General features: G+C 34.5%; 21 protein-coding genes and 1 tRNA gene. 17 read left to right on the forward strand and 5 right to left on the reverse strand.

The window, feature by feature from the left end:
• Positions 1-330: chorismate mutase (locus ACK5ON_RS08055; protein ID WP_409821515.1), on the forward strand; the 330-nt coding region annotated here is incomplete at its 5' end.
• Between the two features lie 173 nt (positions 331-503).
• A complete protein-coding gene (locus ACK5ON_RS08060; RefSeq protein WP_409821517.1) occupies positions 504-2,081 on the forward strand; it encodes a hypothetical protein in 1,578 nt (525 codons plus the stop codon).
• Between the two features lie 110 nt (positions 2,082-2,191).
• Here ACK5ON_RS08060 and ACK5ON_RS08065 read toward each other — a convergent pair whose 3' ends face one another.
• A complete protein-coding gene (locus tag ACK5ON_RS08065) occupies positions 2,192-3,238 on the reverse strand; it encodes a DUF4421 family protein (protein WP_396175941.1) in 1,047 nt (348 codons plus the stop codon).
• A 164-nt stretch (positions 3,239-3,402) separates the two neighbouring features.
• On the opposite strand from ACK5ON_RS08065, the gene rsgA reads away from it, so the two are divergent.
• From rsgA to aroA, 5 genes are all read left to right on the forward strand, one after another.
• Positions 3,403-4,386 carry a ribosome small subunit-dependent GTPase A gene (rsgA, locus tag ACK5ON_RS08070; RefSeq protein ID WP_409821520.1) on the forward strand — a complete coding sequence of 328 codons (984 nt, stop codon included), beginning with the start codon at positions 3,403-3,405 and terminating at the stop codon, positions 4,384-4,386.
• Positions 4,387-4,478: 92 nt separating this feature from the next.
• Positions 4,479-4,931: a D-aminoacyl-tRNA deacylase gene (gene dtd / locus ACK5ON_RS08075; RefSeq protein ID WP_409821522.1), complete on the forward strand. Its 453-nt coding sequence runs from the start codon at positions 4,479-4,481 to the stop codon at positions 4,929-4,931.
• A gap of 1 nt (position 4,932) precedes the next feature.
• Positions 4,933-5,136, forward strand: coding sequence for a hypothetical protein (locus ACK5ON_RS08080; RefSeq protein ID WP_396176715.1), 204 nt, complete (start codon positions 4,933-4,935; stop codon positions 5,134-5,136).
• 3 nt (positions 5,137-5,139) lie between these two features.
• Complete coding sequence (locus ACK5ON_RS08085) at positions 5,140-5,466, forward strand: nucleotide pyrophosphohydrolase (RefSeq protein ID WP_409821525.1); 327 nt, start codon at positions 5,140-5,142, stop codon at positions 5,464-5,466.
• 81 nt (positions 5,467-5,547) lie between these two features.
• The gene (gene aroA, locus ACK5ON_RS08090; RefSeq protein WP_409821527.1) at positions 5,548-6,837 is read left to right on the forward strand and encodes a 3-phosphoshikimate 1-carboxyvinyltransferase; all 1,290 of its coding nucleotides are present in this window, start codon (positions 5,548-5,550) and stop codon (positions 6,835-6,837) included.
• A gap of 4 nt (positions 6,838-6,841) precedes the next feature.
• Here the strand turns inward: aroA and ACK5ON_RS08095 are convergent.
• Positions 6,842-6,915 (reverse strand) — tRNA-Pro (locus ACK5ON_RS08095).
• 148 nt (positions 6,916-7,063) lie between these two features.
• Between ACK5ON_RS08095 and queA the strand changes: the two genes are divergently transcribed.
• The 6 genes from queA (at position 7,064) to ACK5ON_RS08125 (ending at position 15,227) form a co-directional block, all read left to right on the forward strand.
• Positions 7,064-8,113, forward strand: a complete 1,050-nt coding sequence (gene queA, locus ACK5ON_RS08100) for a tRNA preQ1(34) S-adenosylmethionine ribosyltransferase-isomerase QueA (RefSeq protein ID WP_409821529.1) — start codon at positions 7,064-7,066, stop codon at positions 8,111-8,113.
• 190 nt (positions 8,114-8,303) lie between these two features.
• Entirely contained in the window at positions 8,304-9,584 is a 1,281-nt protein-coding gene (gene kynU / locus ACK5ON_RS08105) for a kynureninase (protein WP_409821530.1), read from the forward strand.
• 54 nt (positions 9,585-9,638) lie between these two features.
• Complete coding sequence (locus ACK5ON_RS08110) at positions 9,639-10,001, forward strand: four helix bundle protein (protein ID WP_409821532.1); 363 nt, start codon at positions 9,639-9,641, stop codon at positions 9,999-10,001.
• A 48-nt stretch (positions 10,002-10,049) separates the two neighbouring features.
• On the forward strand, positions 10,050-11,135 hold the full coding sequence (locus ACK5ON_RS08115; RefSeq protein ID WP_409821533.1) for an agmatinase family protein: 1,086 nt from the start codon (positions 10,050-10,052) through the stop codon (positions 11,133-11,135).
• A 116-nt stretch (positions 11,136-11,251) separates the two neighbouring features.
• Positions 11,252-13,636: a penicillin acylase family protein gene (locus ACK5ON_RS08120; RefSeq protein ID WP_409821535.1), complete on the forward strand. Its 2,385-nt coding sequence runs from the start codon at positions 11,252-11,254 to the stop codon at positions 13,634-13,636.
• Positions 13,637-13,880: 244 nt separating this feature from the next.
• The gene (locus ACK5ON_RS08125) at positions 13,881-15,227 is read left to right on the forward strand and encodes an FAD-dependent oxidoreductase (RefSeq protein ID WP_396175167.1); all 1,347 of its coding nucleotides are present in this window, start codon (positions 13,881-13,883) and stop codon (positions 15,225-15,227) included.
• Positions 15,228-15,284: 57 nt separating this feature from the next.
• Here the strand turns inward: ACK5ON_RS08125 and ACK5ON_RS08130 are convergent, their stop codons facing one another.
• From ACK5ON_RS08130 to ACK5ON_RS08140, 3 genes are all read right to left on the reverse strand, one after another.
• On the reverse strand, positions 15,285-15,650 hold the full coding sequence (locus ACK5ON_RS08130; protein ID WP_409821538.1) for a cupin domain-containing protein: 366 nt from the start codon (positions 15,648-15,650) through the stop codon (positions 15,285-15,287).
• A 179-nt stretch (positions 15,651-15,829) separates the two neighbouring features.
• Entirely contained in the window at positions 15,830-16,030 is a 201-nt protein-coding gene (locus ACK5ON_RS08135) for a GIY-YIG nuclease family protein (protein ID WP_396175163.1), read from the reverse strand.
• Positions 16,031-16,071: 41 nt separating this feature from the next.
• The gene (locus tag ACK5ON_RS08140; protein WP_409821540.1) at positions 16,072-17,592 is read right to left on the reverse strand and encodes a helicase HerA-like domain-containing protein; all 1,521 of its coding nucleotides are present in this window, start codon (positions 17,590-17,592) and stop codon (positions 16,072-16,074) included.
• Between the two features lie 387 nt (positions 17,593-17,979).
• Here ACK5ON_RS08140 and ACK5ON_RS08145 point away from each other — a divergent pair, with 387 nt between their 5' ends.
• The 4 genes from ACK5ON_RS08145 to ACK5ON_RS08160 are packed head-to-tail and all read left to right on the forward strand — an operon-like array spanning position 17,980 to position 20,861.
• Positions 17,980-18,798, forward strand: a complete 819-nt coding sequence (locus ACK5ON_RS08145) for a MotA/TolQ/ExbB proton channel family protein (RefSeq protein ID WP_396175159.1) — start codon at positions 17,980-17,982, stop codon at positions 18,796-18,798.
• A 39-nt stretch (positions 18,799-18,837) separates the two neighbouring features.
• The gene (locus ACK5ON_RS08150) at positions 18,838-19,464 is read left to right on the forward strand and encodes an ExbD/TolR family protein (protein WP_409821542.1); all 627 of its coding nucleotides are present in this window, start codon (positions 18,838-18,840) and stop codon (positions 19,462-19,464) included.
• A 17-nt stretch (positions 19,465-19,481) separates the two neighbouring features.
• The gene (locus ACK5ON_RS08155; RefSeq protein WP_409821544.1) at positions 19,482-20,045 is read left to right on the forward strand and encodes an ExbD/TolR family protein; all 564 of its coding nucleotides are present in this window, start codon (positions 19,482-19,484) and stop codon (positions 20,043-20,045) included.
• A gap of 30 nt (positions 20,046-20,075) precedes the next feature.
• Positions 20,076-20,861 (forward strand): energy transducer TonB, encoded by a 786-nt coding sequence (locus tag ACK5ON_RS08160; RefSeq protein ID WP_409821546.1) that lies wholly within the window; start codon positions 20,076-20,078, stop codon positions 20,859-20,861.
• Positions 20,862-20,987 lie beyond the last annotated feature (126 nt).

Below are 20,987 nucleotides of genomic sequence, written 5' to 3' on the forward strand. Positions count from 1 at the left end.
CAGATTTTTGTAGATTTAAAAGTTAAAAAAGTAACTACCGAAGATGACGATTTTAATGCCAAAATGATAAAACTAAGAGCCAATATTGATATTGCCGACAGTAAATTATTGGAAATTTTGGGCAATCGGATGAAAGTAGCAGAACAAATTGGTGCCTTGAAAAAAGAAAAAAATATTGCTGTACTTCAAAATAAAAGATGGAATGAAATTTTAGGAAAAATGATCTTAGATGGCGAAGATAAAGGATTGAGTGAAGAATTTATCCTGAAATTATTCAAAGCTATTCATCAAGAAAGTATTAGTCATCAAGAAAAAGTGATTAATGGATAATCACTTTTTTCAAAATAATAAAATACCCAAGTCATTTATAGGTTTTTTTTTTATTATTGTGAAAAAAAAAAAAAATCATTATATAACCATACAATATGAAAAAAAATCTTTTTGCTTTTTGCTTTTTGCTTTTGAGTTGCACAAGTTTGAGTGCACAAATTAAAATTGAAAAAATGACCGTCACTTATGGCGAAGAATTGCCTGACGATAAACAAAAAATTGTAAAGATTATTGGCGAGTCTGCTACTAAAATTTATGCATTAGCATTTAAAGAAAAAGACGATTATTACCTAAAAATATTTGAATCAAAATCAATGAAAATGATTTCTTCAAACCTGATTGTAATTCCACAGGTGAGCGACAGAGAAGTAGATTTTGAAGAAGTCTATTTGTTAAATGATAAATTATATGCTATAGGTAGTGTTTACAATAAGAAAGACAAAACGTTCAACTTAGTCGGTACTGAAATTTCTGAAAAAGGAGTTTTAAGTAAAAATACAGTCGTATTATTCAACTCTGTTGTTGCAAAAAAAACTGAAAGAGGAGGATTTTATTTCAAGCAATCTCAAGACGGAGGAGCATTGTTAATTATGCATACTTCAAGTTTCCCAAAAGAAGATGCAGTAAAATATGAAGTAAAATTATTTGATGATAAATTAGCTACCTTGTTTTCAAGCGAAGAAAAAGTGATTTTTGATGACGACAAAAAAGATTTTGAATTTACCATTGCCGATTTTGAATTGAATTTTCAGGATGATGTATTTTTAGTAATTAACGAAAGTTATAGAGACTCAAAGAAGAAAGAACAAATTGAAAAATTTCAAATTCACATCTTCAAAAAAGCCAATAAATATGCCAAAGAAGTTGTCGATATTAATTTAAAAGGTAAAGAAATCATCAATTGTAAGATGATGTCAACTAATAAAAACTCACTTCAGTTGGTTGGGTTTTATTCCAGCGTTCGCGAAAATGGAAAAGCAAACAAAGAATTAAAGGGAGTTTATAATGCTTCTATAAATTTGGCTACAAATAAAAATGATAATCTAAAATTCAATGAGTTTGATTATGAGACTAAAGTCAAAATATTAGGAGAAAGAAGAGCCAAAAAAGGAAAAGATGTAAAACCATTGTATAACATCACAACCCTCATTGAAAAAAATGATGGTGGTTTAATTATACTTTCCGAATTACAATTTGTTTATGTTGGGGCCAGTTCTGGGATTGGACCATTGGCTTTCACACCAGTAACTTATACTAAAAACGAAATCATTGTAACTTGTTTAAAACCTGATGGTTCATTGGATTGGAGTAATGTTGTACCAAAAGAGCAATCAGCGGCTGTAACAACGATGTCATTTGTATTTGGGATGGGTGCCAGTAATGGCAGTTTTACTGTTGGAGGTTCAATAGCAATACCTCTGGCACAAATGGGTAAAGGACCAGAATATTTGGGTGCTATTCCAGTATATAAAAATGGGGTATTGAATATCGTTTTCAATGATAATGTTAAAAACAAAGGTATTACTGATATTGAAGAAATAAAAGCATTGGGGAATTACAATAATGCCGTTCCAACACTTTTCAAATTTGATGATAAAGGAAAAGTAACTAGAAAAGATCCTGAAGAGGTTGTTAAAAACGAATTGGTCATTCGGCCAGGAGTTTATTTTAGAAAAAGCGAAAATGAGTTAATCATTTATGCCTCCAGAAAACAACAAGATAAGCTCGGAAGGTTGTTTTTAGAAGATTAAAGTTTAAAAGGTTGCGAAATTTTTGCAACCTTTTTTATTTTCAATAAACTTTAAAATCAATAACAGTTGCATTTTGCTTCCTTAGTAAAAACCTAAGTTAAAAGTGAATTTTATAATTTGATTTTGGATTCGACTTTTTGAGCTAGTTCTTTAACCTTTTTGGGGGCATTAAATCGATAACCTGCAAAAAATTGTAACGCATTATAGGTCGTGACAAGAGATACTGAGGGTGAGCTATCATCTTTAAAAGAACGAAAAGCAGTAATTTCAAAGCCACCAAAGAAACGTTCTGAGTTGTAGCCCAATCCGCCTTTTCCATTCACTCGATACACTTTTGAAGAATAATTGGAATTAACATTCTCGTCTGGCAATCTTGTTAGCAAGTCTGTGTAACTATAACCAATACTTGGGGATGCTCCCAGAGCAACATACCATTTTTTGCTTAAAACAAAAGTGTAATAATACCCAAAGTTTGCTAAAATTTCATAATTATTTGACCTTTGGCTTGTGGTTTGTTGCGCTGATTTATCATCAATGATGTAATAACTATAAATCAACCCTGGAATAAAACTTCCTGAGCTTTTCAATTGAATTTCGGTTTGGGTGCTAATGGCTTTTAGTGAAAAATTGGAATTGAATTTGTAAGAGGTTGAGCCACGATAGGAGATTACTTTTAAATCGGGAAATTGAATATATGGGGTTGTTCCTTCAATCCAAGGAGATTCATAATCTTCAGAATTTTCTAGATAAAATCCTCTTACTTTGCCATATCGTACTTCTTGAATCCAGTGGTTGAAATTTAAAGTAAGACCAAAACTAGAACCCATTGTTTTTCCTTTTAAATCATTATCATTATTCCCAGGAAAAAATTTAGGAATGAAACTATATGAAAGAGATAAAAACAGGTAGTTTAAAGACAACCTACTCACGGTGGAAACATTGGGTCTAATATCATAGTCAAAATTTGCCCCATCAATTTCGAAGCGCTCATTATTGCTTTCTAAATCAAACTTAATATTGATATAATCTAAAACATTTTTAATATATAAATTCTCTGCTTTTTCTTTATTATTGATTGTATCTTGAGCTGTTTGTCCAAAAGAAAATGAGTAGCAAAATAGAATTGCTATGATTGGTGTGCTGCTATATTTTTTCATAAAACGCGATATTAATATTTTCAAAACAAATTTAAATTTTTTGATTTCTGAAATATAAATAATTCTTTTTTAAACTTATCCAAAAACTAAATTCACAAACACATACACCAAATAAACTCCTTTTTCTACCTTTGTAATTCGCAATTCGTAAATCGTAATTCATTTTGACAGGACTTGTTTATAAATCTACCGGAAGTTGGTACACTGTAAAATCGGAACAAGGCGATTTTATAGAATGCCGTATCAAAGGCAAATTCCGTATGCAAGGCATCAAAAGTACCAATCCAATTGCTGTGGGCGATGTAGTAGATTTTGAGTTAGATACTACTACCGATGAAACTATTGGGCAAATTCATAACATTCACGACCGAAAGAATTATATTGTTAGAAAATCGGTTAATTTGTCCAAACAAACCCATATTATTGCATCTAATATTGATATTGTTTTTCTTTTAATAACAATCAACAATCCACCAACCACTACTAGTTTTATCGACCGATTTTTAGTTACTGCCGAGGCCTATGGCATAGAAGCCGTTTTGATTTTCAATAAAATTGATACCTACGATGATGCCATGCTCGATGAACAATTGTATTTACAACACATCTATTCACAAATTGGTTATAACTGTTTGAAAGTTTCTGCTCTGGAGAAAAAGGGGTTGGAACAGCTCAAGGAAATGATGATTGGAAAAGTGAGCATGTTCTCTGGACATTCGGGTGTGGGAAAATCTACTTTGGTCAATGCATTAGAGCCCAATTTAAATCTAAAAACCAAACACATTTCCGAACAAAGCAAACAAGGACAACACACCACGACTTTTGCCGAAATGTATGATTTATCGTTTGATGCCAAAATAATTGACACACCCGGCATTAAAGGTTTCGGAATTGTAGACATGGAACCAACAGAAATAAGCGGATTTTTTCCAGAGTTTTTCCAGCTGAAAGACCAATGTAAATTCAATAATTGTTTGCACAAAGAAGAACCCAATTGCGCTGTTAAAAAGGCCTTAGAAGAAAACAAAATTGCCTGGTCGCGCTATAATAGTTACCTCAAAATACTGGAAGGTGATGATGAACATTACCGTTCGGATATTTATAATGAGGATCGAATTGCTAGTGATGAAACGAGGAAAGCCCCCTAACCCCCGAAGGGGGAACTCTAAATAAATCTAAAAAATGCACAAACAAGCTATTATTTCAATTTTTAATTCCCCCTTTGGGGGTTAGGGGGCTTATGAAAGCAATCATTCAACGCGTTTCCGAATCTTCTGTAACTATCGACTCTAAAGTAGTGGCCAACATACAAAAAGGACTATTAGTCCTAGTAGGTTTTGAAGACTCCGATACCCAAGAAGACATCCTTTGGTTAACTTCTAAAATTGCTAACCTCAGAATTTTTGGAGATGAGAACGATGTGATGAATTTATCTTTAAAAGATGTTGAAGGCGACATTATTATTGTGAGTCAATTTACGCTTCATGCCTCAACCAAAAAAGGCAACCGTCCATCCTATATCAAAGCGGCCAAACCCGAAATTGCCGTTCCATTATATGAAGCTTTCATCGCTCAAATGGAAACCGAACTAGGCAAAAAAGTACAAACAGGACAATTTGGTGCCGACATGAAAGTAGCACTGGTAAATGATGGACCAGTGACGATAGTAATTGATACAAAAAAAAGAGAATAAAATGAAACAAAAGTTTATCACATTCCTAACAGGATTTTTAATCTACGGATTAGTTTTTGGGGTAATCATGTATTACACAGAAGACAATAAGAATATTCTTCAAGCGTTTTTTTCGGGATTAATTTTTGGCACATCCATGGGTTTGTTTGAAGTTTTCATAAATCCAAGAATTAAACGTTACTTTGAAACAAGAAAGAAAACATAAAAAATGGACTTACAACATTCACAATTAGTAGTTGACAACTGGATAAAAAACCACGGTGTTCGCTATTTTAACGAACTGACCAACATGGCGCAACTTACCGAAGAAGTAGGCGAAGTAGCCCGAATTATTGCCCGTCGTTACGGAGAACAATCTGAAAAAGAAAGCGATAAAAACAAAGACCTTGGCGAAGAACTCGCCGATGTCGTTTTTGTAGTGTTGTGTCTCGCCAATCAAACCGGTATTGACTTGCAAGCCGCTTTTGACAAAAAAATGGAGTTGAAAACCAACCGCGACCACGACCGACATCAGAATAATGAAAAACTTAAATAAGAGGGAAGTGGGAAGTTGGGAGGTGGAAGTTTCTCGGTGTATCTTTGTGCTACTCTGTGTGTCTCTGTGAAACAACTAAAAATGAATCTACTTTTAAAACATAGCAACCAGCTTCTAGCTTCCAGCTTCCAACTACAAATCACAGGAAGTAAATCCGAAACCAATAGATTGTTATTGCTCCAAGCGTTGTATCCAAATCTAACATTGGAAAACACCTCTATCTCTGATGATTCAGAAGTAATGATAAAAGCACTCGATCATAATTTTCACACAGAGCTTGTCGAAGTGTCGCAACCCGCAACCCGCAACCCGCAAATTATAAATGTTCACCACGCTGGAACCGCCATGCGATTCTTAACCGCTTATTTTGCCATTCAAGAAAATAGAGAAGTGATTCTTACAGGTTCATCCCGCATGAAAGAACGCCCAATTAAAATCCTAGTTGATGCTTTACGAAAACTCGGCGCCGAAATTTCGTATGAAGAAAACGAAGGATTTCCTCCCATAAAAATAAAAGGTAAAAAACTTTTACAAAATAAAGTGTCACTTCCAGCAAATGTAAGTAGTCAATACATTTCGGCTTTGCTATTAATTGCTCCCAAACTCGAAAACGGATTAGAATTAACCCTTGAAGGCGAAATCACTTCCGTTCCCTATATCAAAATGACTTTGGCTTTGCTAAATGAAATCGGAGTGAAAACTTCCTTTGCGGATAATAATATTGTTGTTAAACCACAAACAATAAACTATAAACCACAAATTATTTCTGTAGAATCCGATTGGTCTTCCGCTTCCTATTTCTACTCCATTATTGCACTTTCCGAAATCGGAACCGAAATAACACTTTCCAGTTACAAAAAGAATAGTTTGCAAGGCGATAGTGCATTGGTAGAAATTTATAAAAACTTTGGAGTGGAAACGGTTTTCAATAACAATCAATCAATTACAATATCAAAAATCAACGTTCACAACTCCTTCCCCTTTGGGGAAGGTTGGGATGGGGCTAATTCTCCCGACATTGCCCAAACCATAGCGATTACTTGCTTCGGACTAGGAATGGATTGTCATTTATCTGGATTGCATACTCTAAAAATTAAAGAAACTGATAGATTAGAAGCATTGAAAACTGAACTTTCAAAACTCGGAGCCACAATTTCAGTGACTAACGATAGTTTAACTTTAGTATCTGGCTCCCCTCCTTTGGAGGGGTTGGGGGTGGCTACCTATCAAGACCACCGAATGGCAATGGCTTTTGCACCATTAGCCCTAAAAGTTCCCATAATTATAGAAGATGCTGAAGTCGTTTCTAAATCCTATCCGAAGTTTTGGGAAGATTTGCAAAGCATCGGCTTTACAATAGAAGAAAAATAAAAAGTCGGGATGACTGGATTCGAACCAGCGACCCCTAACACCCCATGCTAGTACGCTACCTGGCTGCGCTACATCCCGAATTAGGATGCGAAAGTAATAAATTAAAAATAAACACCAAAACACTTGACATCGGCTATCTCACAATCGTATATTTGTAGACCGAATTTTAACGTCTATAGGAAACAACCTTAAACCTTTAAACTCTTAAACTCTTAAACACTTTTAAATGAAATTATCTCATTTCCAGTTCCATTTACCAACTGAATTACTAGCAGAATATCCAACAGAAAACAGAGACGAATCAAGATTGATGGTCGTTAACAGAAAGACAAAAACCATCGAACACAAATTATTCAAAGACATTATCGATTATTTTGATGATGGCGATGTAATGATTTTGAACAATACCAAAGTTTTTCCAGCTCGTATGTATGGAAATAAAGAAAAAACTGGAGCGCGTATTGAAGTTTTCTTATTAAGAGAATTGAATTCTGAGCAACGGCTTTGGGATGTTTTAGTAGATCCTGCTCGTAAAATTAGAATTGGAAACAAATTATATTTTGGTGACGATGACTCTTTGGTAGCTGAGGTAATTGATAATACGACATCTCGCGGAAGAACCTTACGTTTTTTATATGATGGTTCTTATGAAGAATTCAGAAAAAAATTAACCGAACTAGGAGAAACACCTATTCCAAAATACATCACTAGAGAAGTAAATGAAGAAGACGCAGAAAGATACCAAACCATTTATGCCAAAGAAGAAGGAGCAGTAGCCGCACCAACAGCTGGTTTGCATTTCTCAAAACACCTTTTGAAAAGATTAGAAATCAAAGGAATTGATTTTGCTGAGGTAACACTTCATGTTGGTTTAGGAACCTTCAATCCAGTAGAAGTAGAAGATTTATCAAAACATAAAATGGATTCTGAAGAATTGATAATTACACAAAAAGCTTGTGATATTATCAATCAAGCCAAAGCAAGAAAAAGTAAAGTATGCTGTATTGGAACTACTTCTATGCGCGCCATCGAAAGCTCCGTTTCATCACAAAGAACACTAAATCCATTTACTGGATGGACGAATAAATTTATTTTCCCTCCTTATGATTTTAGTATCGCCGATTGCATGGTCACGAATTTCCACACCCCAAAATCAACCTTATTAATGATGATTTCGGCATTTTGCGGACATGATTTAATGAAAAAAGCATACGAAGAAGCCGTTAAAGAAAAATACCGTTTCTATTCTTATGGTGATGCTATGTTGATTATTTAATCTTTAGAGTGTCACACTGAGCGTCTACCTGTCGGTAGACAGGCAGTCGAAGTGCTTTACTAAATATTTCCCAATCTCGTTATTATAATGTGATTGGGATTTTTTTTGAGAATCTCAAAACTAAATTTCTTTGTTCTTTATTCTTTACTCTTTACTCTTTTTTCTACTTTTACAACTCAAATAAAATATAATGACTTTTCAAAATACTCTCGAATTTGCACAACAACTCGATGCTCATGACGAATTAAGAAGCTATCGTAACGAATTTATTTTTCCACAACACAACGGTAAAGATGTCATTTATTTTACAGGAAACTCCTTAGGGTTGCAGCCAAAACGAACCAAACACTACGTTGATGAGGTTATGAATGACTGGGCAAATATGGCTGTCGAAGGCCACTTTTATGCCGAAAAACCTTGGTGGGATTATCACGAACGATTTGCCAATCCGTTGGGTAAATTAATGGGTGCAAAACCATCCGAAATCACCGTGATGAATACGCTAACAGTAAATTTACATTTACTTATGGTGTCGTTTTACCAACCAACCAAAACGCGTTATAAAATCATTTGCGAAGAAAAAGCATTCCCATCCGACCAGTACATGTTTCAAACGCAACTCAACTTTAGGGGTTATAAAACAGAAGACGCACTAGTTGAAATCAAAAGAAGAGAAGGAGAACACAACATTCGATTAGAAGATATCGTATCCAAAATTGATGAAGTTGGTGATGAATTAGCATTAGTATTAATTGGTGGAGTAAATTATTATACCGGGCAAGTTTTTGATATGAAAGCCATCACCAAAGCTGGTCATAAAGTAGGCGCAATAGTAGGTTTTGACTTAGCGCATGCCGCTGGAAATATTGAATTACAACTCCACGATTGGAACGTCGATTTTGCCTCTTGGTGTTCCTATAAATATATGAATTCAGGACCAGGAAACGCTTCGGGTTGTTTTATTCATGAAAAGCATCATACCAATAAAGACTTGGCAAGGTTTGGCGGTTGGTGGGCTCAAAATAAAGAACGTCGTTTCAAAATGGAACCGGAATTCGACCCAATTGTGGGTGCTGATGGCTGGCAAGTAAGTAATTTACCTATTTTATCTTTAGCACCTTATTTAGCTTCAGTAGAAATGTTTGCCGAAGTGGGAATGGAAAAACTAATTAAAAAAAGAAATAAAATTACTTCCTATTTAGAATTTATTCTTCACGAAATCGACGCAGCAATAGACGGAACAGAATTTGAAATAATTACGCCAAGCAATCAAGAAGAACGCGCGTGTCAATTATCTGTCTTTTTTCATGGACAAGGCCGAGGTTTGTTTGACTACTTAATGAAAAATGGGGTAATCATCGATTGGCGTGAACCAAACGTAATTCGATTTGCACCTGTACCTTTTTATTGTTCGTTTGAAGACATGTATGAATTTGGGCAAATATTGAAAAAAGGAATATCAAAAAGATAATGGACTTTCTGATAATGGATTTTCAGATATAGGAATTCCAAATAAAAATACAACATGCAAAATTACAAAGAGCTAGAAGTTTGGAAAAGCAGTATAAAGTTTTGTCCTAAAATATATAAATTAACAGAGACTTTTCCCGATTCAGAAAAGTTTGGATTAATATCACAATTAAAAAGAGCTGTCATTTCAATTCCTACAAACATTGCAGAAGGTTCAGCTAAATCTTCTGACAAGCATTTTATTATTTTTCTAGAATCAGCTCTTGGTTCTTGTTATGAAATAGAAACTCAGTTGTTAGTCTCTCTAGAATTAAATTTTATTTCAGAGTTTAATTATAATTATCTAAATAATGAGATATCATCAATTATCAAAATGATTTTTAAATTCATCAAATATTTACAAAATAAAAATAGCTAGATTTTCTGAAAATCTAAAAGTCTGAAAATTCAAATATCTAAAAAAAGTATGACCAAACAACAAATCATAGATACCTTCGATCCATCGCAACCCGGACTAGCAGATGCCACCATTTTTGGATTGCCGTTCTCAGCCGAACAATCAGAAATAATTATTATTCCCGTTCCTTGGGAAGTAACCGTTAGCTATGGTGCTGGAGCTTCGGATGGTCCAGAAGCTGTTTTGGATGCTTCATTTCAAGTTGATTTACATCATCAAGAGTTTCCAGAATTATGGAAATTGGGTATTTATATGGATGAAGCGCCATCACATTGGAAAACCAATTCCGATAAATATAAAGAATTAGCGCAGCCCATAATTCAGGCACTTGAAAAAGGAGAAGACCTGAACCACCATCCAAATTTACAAGCGGATTTAGCTACCATCAACAAAGTGTGTCGCGATTTGCATACCGAAGTGAAAGAAAAAGTGTTGTTTTGGATGAACCAAAGCAAAAAAGTGGCCTTATTGGGAGGCGACCATTCAACCCCATTGGGATATTACGAAGCTTTAGCTTCTATTCATGATACCTTTGGAATATTGCATCTCGATGCCCATATGGATTTGCGTATAGCTTACGAAGGGTTTACCTATTCACACGCATCCATAATGTACAATGCATTGCAAATTCCTCAGATTTCCAAGATTGTTCAAGTTGGTATTCGCGATTTCTGTGAGCAAGAAGTAGCAGTAGTTCAACAATCAAAAGGAAGAGTACTTATTAATACAAGTGCCGATTTACAAACGGAAGCTTTTGAAGGCAAAACGTGGGCAACACAATGCGATGAGATCATAGCAACACTTCCACAAAAAGTATGCATCAGTTTTGATATTGACGGAATGTACCAATGGTATGCACCAAACACAGGAACACCCGTTCCAGGTGGATTTTCATTTGAACAAGCTACTTATTTATTTAACAAATTAGCCCAAAGCGGTAAGGAAATCATCGGTTTTGATTTGGTAGAAGTAGCACCAGGTGAAACCGATTGGGATGGCAATGTGGGCGCAAGAATGCTTTTTCACATGTGTGGTGTGTTGGCCAAAAATAACGGAATGAATACGGGTGATCCAATTCAATTTCCGAGAAAATAAAAAGTGCTTCTATTCTTTTTAAACCATTAAGAAATTAAGAAAGGTTAAGATAAAACACATTTCATCTTATTATCTTAATGGTTTATTTTTTACATTTGGAATTCAATGTGCTCCTGATGAAAAAAATAAAAAAAGTTGCCTTAATTATTCTAATAATTATAATTGTAATTCTTCTTTCACTATTTGCTTATCTTCAATACACTAAACCCAATTGCGAAGGAGAAGCAACACTAAAAAACATCAGTAAACCAACTACCGTTTATTTTGATGAGTATGGCGTTCCGCATATTTATGCCGATACGCAAAAAGATGCCATGACCACTTTAGGTTATGTTCATGCGCAAGATCGATTATGGCAAATGGAACTCATGCGTCGCATTGCACCGGGTAGACTTTCAGAAATCTTTGGCACCCCAACTTTAAAAACGGATAAGTTTTTTTCTGGAATTGGCATAGACGAAAACTCCGCAAAAGCAGTTGCCCAACTCAACAAAAACTCCCAAACCTACATTTTAGCGAATGCCTACTTAGACGGTATCAACCAATACATGGATGTAGGCACAACGCCAGTGGAGTTTTCATTACTTGGTATTAAAAAAGAAAAGTTCACGCTAAAAGATGTCTATAATATTTTTGGATTTATGTCATTCAGCTTTGCCATGGCGCAAAAAACAGACCCATTATTAACGGATATCCGAGATCGTTTTGGGATGGAATATCTTAGGGATTTTGGTATTTGTGGCGAATTCGGAACCAAACAATTAAAATCCTATAAAGGTGACTATAAAGCATATGCTGAAATATCAAAATCAGTTGCTAGTTTATTAGAAACATCACCAGTTCCGGCATTTATTGGGAGTAATAGTTGGGTAATTGGCGGTGCCAAAACCAAAAAAGGTAAAGTAATTTTAGCAAACGATCCACACATTATGTACTCGCAACCAGGCACTTGGTATGAAGCCCATATTGTGTGTCCTGATTATGAGATGTATGGCTACTATATTGCCGGAACGCCGTTTCCACTTTTGGGACACAATCGCAATTACGCTTATGGCTTGACGATGTTTGAAAACGATGATGTCGATTTCTTTCAAGAAGAAGATAATCCAAATAATGACAAACAATACAAGACTATTGATGGCTATAAAAATTACATCTATCAACAAAAGACCATCAAAGTAAAAGACAGCTCCGATGTAAAAATTAACATAAATACCAGCCAACACGGACCAATTATTACCGGATTACTTGAAGGGCTAAAAACAGAGAAATCAGTAGCCATGTCATGGATTTACACGCAGCAAAAAAACGAAATCCTCGATGCGGTTTATGAATTATCGCATGCCAAAAATCTGGAAAGTTTCCACAAAAATATTGAACTCATTAAAGCACCAGGATTAAACATTATGTATGGCGATGCTAAAGGCAACATCGCATGGATTACTTCGGGCAAATTATACAAAGTGGATAAAACCGTTAATACCAATTTTATTTTAAATGGTGCTAACGGGATTGATGATAAGACAGAGTTTATTCCGTTTACCAAAAACCCAGCAGCAATAAATCCACCCTGGAATTACGTATACAGCTCCAACAACCAGCCCCAAGCGATTGACGGGTATTTGTATCCGGGTTATTATCTTCCTAAAGACAGAGCGTTGCGGATAGACGGATTATTGTCAACAAAAAATAACTGGACTAAAGAAGAGGTCAGCAAGATGATAGTCGATAATACATCGGCAACAGCAAAAACCATAGTGGCAAACATGACTAAACCAGTAAACGCTTCCCAGTTTACTGAAAATGAAAAGAAAGCTTTAGCCGTTATAAATGAATGGAAAGCCACCCATACACTAGAAGACATTGCGCCAAGCATCTATAACAAATGGATTTATTTTTACTTAAAAGATACTTTTGAAGATGAATTCGGAGTTGATAATTTTAAGTTATTACTAAGTACTCATATTGTAAAACAAATGATTGAAAATCAATCTCAAAACATATCATCCGTTTGGTGGGACAACATCAATACAAAAAACAAAAAAGAAACACAATCTGAAATCTTAACCCAATCGTTCAAGGAAGCAATAACCTCTTTAGAAAATCAATTAGGTCCCAATGTCAATCAATGGCAATGGGGGAAAGTGCACCAAGTAACCTTCCAACATCCTATTGGGAAAGTAAAATTGTTTAGTATGTTTTTTAACGTAGGTACATTTCCAATTGCAGGAACAAACGAAGTCATCAATAACCAACTCTTCATTTACACGGATGATGCACAAATAAATACCAAAGGCGGACCATCAACAAGAAGAATAATTGACTTTTCCGATATTGAAAACAGTTGGAGTGTACTACCAACAGGGCAATCCGGAAACCCTATGAGTAAACATTACGACGATCAAACCGATTTATTTGTAAAAGGAAAATTCAGAAAAATGAAACTCAATAAAAGGGAAATCGAAGCGACATCAACAAAAATAATCTTCAAGCCAAAGTAACACCACCAATTTTATCATTCCGTCTCGTCTTTTGGAACGAGAGAGGAATCTGATGAAGTAAATTAACTAGCATGCTTAATGAAAACCTTAATTTGACTTAATTTCTTAATGATAAAATTAATGTTAAATAAAAGTTCTCAAAATAACATAAATTTGCACCCGAGGCCGAAAGGCCGAATTGTATGACCGAGCTGAGAAGCGTCGATCGGAACGAAGTTAAATAAAAACCGCTTAGTTTAATTAAATGCAAACACCCAAAAAAATTGCTATAGTAGGTTCTGGTTTGGTTGGCACCTTACTTGGAATTTATCTTAAAAAAAGAGGGCATCAAGTTGATGTTTTTGATAGAAGTCCCGATATTAGAAAAATAAATTTTTCTGGAAGATCCATTAATCTGGTAATGTCCAATCGAGGATGGAAAACCCTTAAAGATATTGGCCTTGAAGATGAAATTAAAAAAATAGGAATTCCTGTTGACAAACGCTGCATTCACATGGTGGATAGTAGTTTGATTTACCAAAACTATGGAAAAGACGGAGAATGTATTTATTCACTATCAAGAGGAGTTTTAAACAAACGAATGATTGATTTAGCCGAGGGAGTTGGAGTTAATTTTAAATTTGAACAAAAAGTTTGGGATGTAAATTTAAAAACAGCAACGATACAAATAGGTGAAGACGAAAGAGGCGAATGGATTGCACACGATTATGATATGTGTTTTGGTTCAGACGGTGCATTTTCAAGAATTCGCCATCGTATGCAACGCCAAAGCATGTTTAACTATTCGCAAGAATTCTTAGAAATAGGGTATAAAGAATTACACATTCCTGCTAATAAAGACGGTACCCACAAATTGGATAAACACTCTTTGCATATTTGGCCTAGAGGAAGATTTATGTTGATGGCACTAGCCAATTTAGACGGTAGTTTTACGTGCACTCTTTTTATGCCACATGATGGTGAAAACTCTTTCGAATCATTAACTAATAAAGAGCAATTAATTACTTTTTTTGGATTACATTTCCCCGATACTCAGCCGGTTATTCCTGATTTGGTTGAAGATTTTTTTAAGAATCCCACCAGTTATTTGGTTACTATGAAATGTTTTCCTTGGACCTATTCAGATAAAGTGGCCTTAATTGGCGATGCTTGTCATGCCATTGTTCCTTTTTACGGTCACGGAATGAATGCTGGATTTGAAGATATTACCGTACTAAATGAAATGATAGATAAATATGGTGATGACTGGGCAAATTTGCTTAACGAATATGAGAACTCAAGAAAACCTAATACAGATGCGATTGCAGAGCTATCCTATCGGAATTTTATGGAAATGAGTACAAAAACAGCTGATGCCAATTTCTTATTACAGAAGAAAATAGAAAAATGGTTTTCGGATAAACATCCCGATAAATGGATGCCGTTGTACAGCAGAGTAACTTTTAGTTTACAGCCCTATTCCGAAGCTTTGGCCATAGGCGATTTCCAAAACAAAATTATGGAAGAAGTGATGCAAATGGAAAATATTGCAGAAAAGTGGAATAGTCAGGAAGTAGAGCAAAAAATCATTCAACTTTTAAACTCCAAATAACAAATTCCAAATCCCAATTAGGTTTTTATTGGAATTTGGAATTTGACTTTTTGGAATTTATTCCTTTTCCCGATGCACTTTTTTAAAATCAAAAGCTGGTTTGCAAATCGCAATATATTCACATGGTTCATCAAAAGGATTGGAATATTGAACACGCGTGTTTTTTTCTATTTTTATAGATTGACCTTTTTCTAAAATTACAATTTCATCTTCTATTATAAACTGTTTTTTCCCCGAAATGACATACGTGTATTCTTCAAACTCTGGTGTTTGAAAAGGTTCACTCCATTTGGTTGGTGCAATCATGTGAGCGATTGAAATTTCAGTATTTCCGGTGGTTGGTATTCCGTGATGTTCTTCAATGAGTTTGCCGTCAGTGGTTGGAACGATGAAGGGAGATTTTTGGATAGTGTATTTTTTCATGTCATTGCGAGGTACGAAGCAATCTCATAATCAACTTCGATAATTCTTTTAAATTGTCATTATATCTTTAATCTGTTCAAATAAATCATCCCACTTTGGATTAATTTTACGAATCAATTCAATCTTTTTTGATCTAGAACCAGCTTTTAATTGTTTCTCTCTTGCTATGGCATCACCTATCATTTGACCCGAGCAAAGCGAACTGGCGAAGCAAATTGTTCATAGTAAACCAGCTTATTAAGATTATATCTTGCTGAAAAAGAGTTTTCATAACGCTTTTCAATATGTTCTAAAATTCTTTTAGGTAAATTTGAAGTAACTCCAATATAAAAAGTATTGTTGTATTTGTTAGTTACTATATAGATAAAACCTGGTTTCATATTGCTCAAGTTTATGAGATTGCTTCGTGCCTAGCAATGACTTAACGCTTAAACATTTTGTTCAAGACCCCAAACACACCTCGAATACAAGTAGCGCTGGTAACCACTTTCACGACTGATTTTCCAATGACTTCGGTGGTGCTGGGTTCACTGCTTTTTCTTTTTGCTTCTTGTTGGGTTTCTTGTGCTGCTTCGGCTTGTTGATTGGCGGCTTCTATTTTTTTGGTTAACAATTCATAAGCACTATCGCGATCAATTTCTTCAGAATACTTTTTAACTAATTTTGATTTGGAATTGATTTCAGCAATTTCTGTGTCGTTTAAAATATCCATTCTGCTCATTGGCGCGCGCATCATAGTAGCAGCTAGCGGTGTTGGAATTCCCTTTTCGTTTAAAGCGGTTACAAAAGCTTCTCCAATTCCGAGCGAAGTCAAAACTTCGGCGGTTTTATAGTAATCAGACAGCGGATAATTTTCGGCAGTTTGTTTGATGGCTTGCCTATCATTGGCAGTAAAAGCTCTCAAGGCATGTTGGATTTTTAAACCTAATTGTGCTAAAACACTTGCTGGAACATCCATTGGATTTTGCGTTACAAAATATACACCAATACCTTTCGAACGAATTAACTTGATGATGGTTTCAATTTGGTTCAACAAAGCATTACTGGCTTCATTAAAAATCAAATGGGCCTCGTCTATAAAAATTACTAATTCAGGTTGTTCCACATCCCCTTTTTCGGGCATTTGCTGATAAATTTCTGCTAATAAGCTCAACATGAAAGTAGAGAATAATTTGGGTTTATCTTGAATATCCGTTAACCGAATAATATTCACATATCCATTTCCGTTTTCATCAATGCGCATTAAATCATCGATTTCAAATGATTTTTCGCCAAAGAAAATAGCACCACCTTGTTGTTCAAGTTCAATAATCTTCCGCAGAATAATTCCGGTTGTTGCCGTAGAAATTTTACCATAATTTTCGGTAATTTCATTTTTCCCTTCTTCCGTGATGTAGTTGATGACCTTTTTAATGTCTTTTAAATCCAATAAAGGCATTTGGTTGTCATCACAATATTTAAAAATAACGGCAACTACTCCAGCTTGGGTGTCATTTAAATCAAGAATTCTCGAAAACAATACTGGACCAAATTCCGAAACTGTGGCACGTAATCGAACACCATCTTGTTGTGATAATGACATCAATTCTACAGGAAAACTCTGAACAGAAAATGGAATATTGAGTTTGGTATGACGTTCAGTTATAAAAGGTTTTTCTTCACCTTCTTTCGCAATTCCCGAAAAATCACCCTTGATATCCATCATCAACACCGGAATTCCAAAGGATGACAATTGTTCGGATAGTACCTGAATGGTTTTTGTTTTTCCAGTTCCTGTAGCACCAGCAATTAAACCATGACGGTTTAACGTTTTTAAAGGCACTTTTACAAAAGTATCAGCTACAGCTTCTCCATTTAAAATTGCTCCACCAAGGACAATACTTTCTCCTTTGAAGGTGTAATTTTCGTTAATGTGTTTCGTAAAATCAGTTACTGTTGCCATTTGTTATTTTTTTATTTGATTAAATTATTAAGATATTGCAAATTACTATTTTTTTTGAAAGCAAGAAATGTTAATTTATTTTTATCTTATTGTTAAAAAAAAAATTAAAAAAAATTCAAAAAAGTTTGACTAAAAAATACATTTTCAATCCTTTTTGCGTTATAGTATTAAATACTCATTAAAACCATAAAAATCAGCCCTATTTTTATGTATTATTTAATGTTTGTATGTATTCATAAAAACACACTTTGGAGCAAATTTAATTCGTTAAAGTATAAATAGTAAAAAAAGTTTTTTTATATCAACTAAAAAATTAAATTTGCCCTCAATCAAGTTTATTAACAACTAAAACTTATAAATTATTTAAAACTATTAAAATTTAAAAAAATGGCAAACGTTAAAAAAGATGGGGGTTCAAACCTTGGAGGAATGGTTTCGGGAATCATTATTGTAGTATGTGTTCTTGTAGGGTATTTAATTTGGCAATTTGGAATGGGTCATCCTTCTAATTTTGATGGAGGAGATCCAGAAAAAGGGCATCCATTAAACACTTTAGGAATGGTTTACAAAGGTGGATTTATAGTGCCTGTTTTATTAGGCATGTTCTTAATGGTAATAGTTTTTTCATTTGAAAGATTTTTTGTTATTTCTAAAGCTTCTGGAAAAGGAAGTCTAGATGTTTTTATGAAAAAAGTTCAAGGAGATATTAAAGACGGAAAAATAGAGGACGCAATTAATGTTTGTGACAAACAACAAGGTTCAGTGGCAAATGCAGTCAAATCTGCTTTAGTTAAATATCAAGAGGTTAAGAAAGAAGGGTTTACCAGTGAAGAAGCCACTGAGACTATTCACAAAGAAATTGAAGAAGCAACATCGCTTGAGATGCCAATGCTAGAGAAAAATTTAACTATACTTTCTACGCTTGTTGCTTTAGGAACATTGGGTGGATTATTAGGAACAGTTTCTGGGATGATTAAAGCGTTTGGTGCTTTGGCTTCTGCCGGAACTCCTGACCAAGCCGCTTTAGCGACTGGTATCTCTGAAGCATTGATTAATACAGCAACTGGTATTGCAACTTCTGCATTAGCAATTGTAACCTATAATTTCTTTACTTCTAAAATCGATACTTTAACCTATTCTATTGACGAAGCGGGTTCAACTATTGTGAATACCTACAGAAAATTTAGAGGAAGTCTAAAATCATAATTAGTTTTATTCTAAATAAATCTTAAAAAAAATTGAATAATGGCTAAAGTAAAAATGTCCAAAAAATCAACAACCATCGACATGACGGCGATGTGTGATGTGGCTTTCCTTTTGCTTACGTTCTTTATTTTGACGGCAACGGCTAAAGTGCCCGAACCGCTCCCTGTAGACACCCCATCATCAACAGTACAAACTAAATTGCCTGATACTGATTTGGCAATGTTAACAGTCGGAAAAAGTGATGGAAAAGAGCAAGTCTTTTTTGGAGTTAAAGGTAAAGAGATACGTATGGCAACTTTGGATTATATGGCTCAAAAATATAAAATGACTTTCACAGACCAAGAAAGAACTCAATTTTCATTAGTTGATGAATTTGGAGTTCCAATCGAAGGATTGAAACTGTTATTATCTATGAAAAGTGCCGATAGAGCCAAAAAAGGAGTTCAACCAGGAATACCTTGTGACTCCCTTAACAATCAATTACAAGATTGGGTACAATACGCAAGAAAAGCAAATATAGATGTTAACCAAAAAGAACTTCAATTTGCAATCAAAGGCGATGCTAAAGAAGAATATCCTCAAATCAAAAAAGTGATGGATATTTTACAAGACCAAAAAATCAATAGCTTTAATTTAGTTACGGGTTTAAGAGGAAAAGATTATTAAAATTAATAATACAGAATATGGCTGAATTAGGAAATAGTGGCGGTGGCGGTGGTAAAAAAGACGGTAAAGTTAGAAGTAAAAAATCAGATCCAAGGGTAGATTTAACAGCCATGGTAGATTTAGCATTTTTGTTGATTACCTTTTTTATGTTGACCACATCGTTATCAAAACCTCAATCTATGGATTTGGGTTTGCCTGACAAAGAAGATAAAAAAGAACCAGAAAAGGACATCAAAGTAGATCAAAGAAGAACCATGACAATCATCATGGGTGATAATGATAAAATAAAATGGTATCACGGACTTTTAGAAGCTCCAGAAGTAGATGGTAAACCAACTGATGCTGAGTATGGTAAAAATGGCTTAAGAAAAGAAATTTTAAAGAGAGTAGTTTCTATACCTCAAGTTACAGGTAGTAAAGACAAAGGTTTAATAGTTATCATTAAGCCATCTAAAAAATCAACTTATAGAAACTTAGTGGATGTTTTAGATGAAATGGCAATCTGTAAAGTTCCAACCTATGCAATTGTTAATGATATTACTCCTGAAGAGAAATCCCTCATTGAGCAGATGAACAAATAATCCAGTGTTAATCTAAAAATTTACTAAAAAATGAAATTAGACTTATTTAAAAGACAGTGGATAGACATCGTTTTTGAAGGAAAAAACAAGGCGTATGGAGCTTATGAGTTGCGACAAGAAAATCCAAAAACAACGGTTCGTTCTTTAATTATTGGAGCGGTAATTTTCGGATTAGCAATCTTTGCACCAATTCTTATCAATATGATACCAAGTGGTGAAGATAGTGTTAATTTAGATCAAAAAATTGTAACAATTAAAATGCCTCCAAAAGAGCAACCAAAAGATCTTCCACCACCTCCACCACCTCCACCAAAAGTAGATCAAGTGAAATTTGTGAAGCCAGTTGTGGCAAAAACTGAAGAAATTACAGAAGAACCACCTAAAGTTGAAGAAATAAAAGACAAAAAATTAGGTGATGAAACTATAAAAGGAGATCCAGATGCTGAGTTAACCGTGGAGCCAGTAGGCAACGGGCCAAGTCAAGTGGTAGAAGAAGATAACAACATCTACAACACGGCGGGAATAGAAGTAAAACCTGATTTTCCAGGTGGATTAGATAAATTTTACAAATTTATTGGTAAAAATTTCCAAACTCCAGAAGAGGAAGGTTTAAGTGGAAAAATATTTGTAACCTTCGTAGTTGAAAAAGACGGTTCACTTACAGATATTAAAGTATTGAGAGATATTGGTTATGGTACAGGAAAAGAAGCCATCAGAGTTTTAAAATCTTGTCCAAGATGGAACCCTGGTGAGCAAAATGGAAAAAAAGTTAGGGTATTATATTCCTTGCCGATAACAATCCAATCAGCTGAATAAATGGTTTCAAAATTTATAGAAAACTTTCAGAAGAAATCGCTTAAAGAGCGATTTCTTCTCGTTATAGGGATTTTGTTTTTTTTGATTTATTTAACATTTGGGCTGATTATTATATTTTGGAAGTCA

Source organism: Flavobacterium sp., assembly GCF_046317795.1.
Classification (GTDB): domain Bacteria; phylum Bacteroidota; class Bacteroidia; order Flavobacteriales; family Flavobacteriaceae; genus Flavobacterium.

Bases quoted from the DNA above. Each gene is read 5' to 3' on its own strand.
- ACK5ON_RS08155 (WP_409821544.1), top strand. From the start codon at position 19,482: ATGGCTGAATTAGGAAATAGTGGCGGTGGCGGTGGTAAAAAAGACGGT.
- ACK5ON_RS08125 (WP_396175167.1), top strand. From the start codon at position 13,881: ATGCAAACACCCAAAAAAATTGCTATAGTAGGTTCTGGTTTGGTTGGC.
- ACK5ON_RS08110 (WP_409821532.1), top strand. From the start codon at position 9,639: ATGCAAAATTACAAAGAGCTAGAAGTTTGGAAAAGCAGTATAAAGTTT.
- ACK5ON_RS08060 (WP_409821517.1), top strand. From the start codon at position 504: ATGACCGTCACTTATGGCGAAGAATTGCCTGACGATAAACAAAAAATT.
- ACK5ON_RS08120 (WP_409821535.1), top strand. From the start codon at position 11,252: ATGAAAAAAATAAAAAAAGTTGCCTTAATTATTCTAATAATTATAATT.
- ACK5ON_RS08145 (WP_396175159.1), top strand. From the start codon at position 17,980: ATGGCAAACGTTAAAAAAGATGGGGGTTCAAACCTTGGAGGAATGGTT.
- ACK5ON_RS08150 (WP_409821542.1), top strand. From the start codon at position 18,838: ATGGCTAAAGTAAAAATGTCCAAAAAATCAACAACCATCGACATGACG.
- ACK5ON_RS08160 (WP_409821546.1), top strand. From the start codon at position 20,076: ATGAAATTAGACTTATTTAAAAGACAGTGGATAGACATCGTTTTTGAA.
- ACK5ON_RS08080 (WP_396176715.1), top strand. From the start codon at position 4,933: ATGAAACAAAAGTTTATCACATTCCTAACAGGATTTTTAATCTACGGA.
- ACK5ON_RS08065 (WP_396175941.1), bottom strand. From the start codon at position 3,238: ATGAAAAAATATAGCAGCACACCAATCATAGCAATTCTATTTTGCTAC.
- kynU (WP_409821530.1), top strand. From the start codon at position 8,304: ATGACTTTTCAAAATACTCTCGAATTTGCACAACAACTCGATGCTCAT.
- dtd (WP_409821522.1), top strand. From the start codon at position 4,479: ATGAAAGCAATCATTCAACGCGTTTCCGAATCTTCTGTAACTATCGAC.
- ACK5ON_RS08130 (WP_409821538.1), bottom strand. From the start codon at position 15,650: ATGAAAAAATACACTATCCAAAAATCTCCCTTCATCGTTCCAACCACT.
- queA (WP_409821529.1), top strand. From the start codon at position 7,064: ATGAAATTATCTCATTTCCAGTTCCATTTACCAACTGAATTACTAGCA.
- ACK5ON_RS08140 (WP_409821540.1), bottom strand. From the start codon at position 17,592: ATGGCAACAGTAACTGATTTTACGAAACACATTAACGAAAATTACACC.
- aroA (WP_409821527.1), top strand. From the start codon at position 5,548: ATGAATCTACTTTTAAAACATAGCAACCAGCTTCTAGCTTCCAGCTTC.
- ACK5ON_RS08135 (WP_396175163.1), bottom strand. From the start codon at position 16,030: ATGAAACCAGGTTTTATCTATATAGTAACTAACAAATACAACAATACT.
- ACK5ON_RS08085 (WP_409821525.1), top strand. From the start codon at position 5,140: ATGGACTTACAACATTCACAATTAGTAGTTGACAACTGGATAAAAAAC.
- ACK5ON_RS08115 (WP_409821533.1), top strand. From the start codon at position 10,050: ATGACCAAACAACAAATCATAGATACCTTCGATCCATCGCAACCCGGA.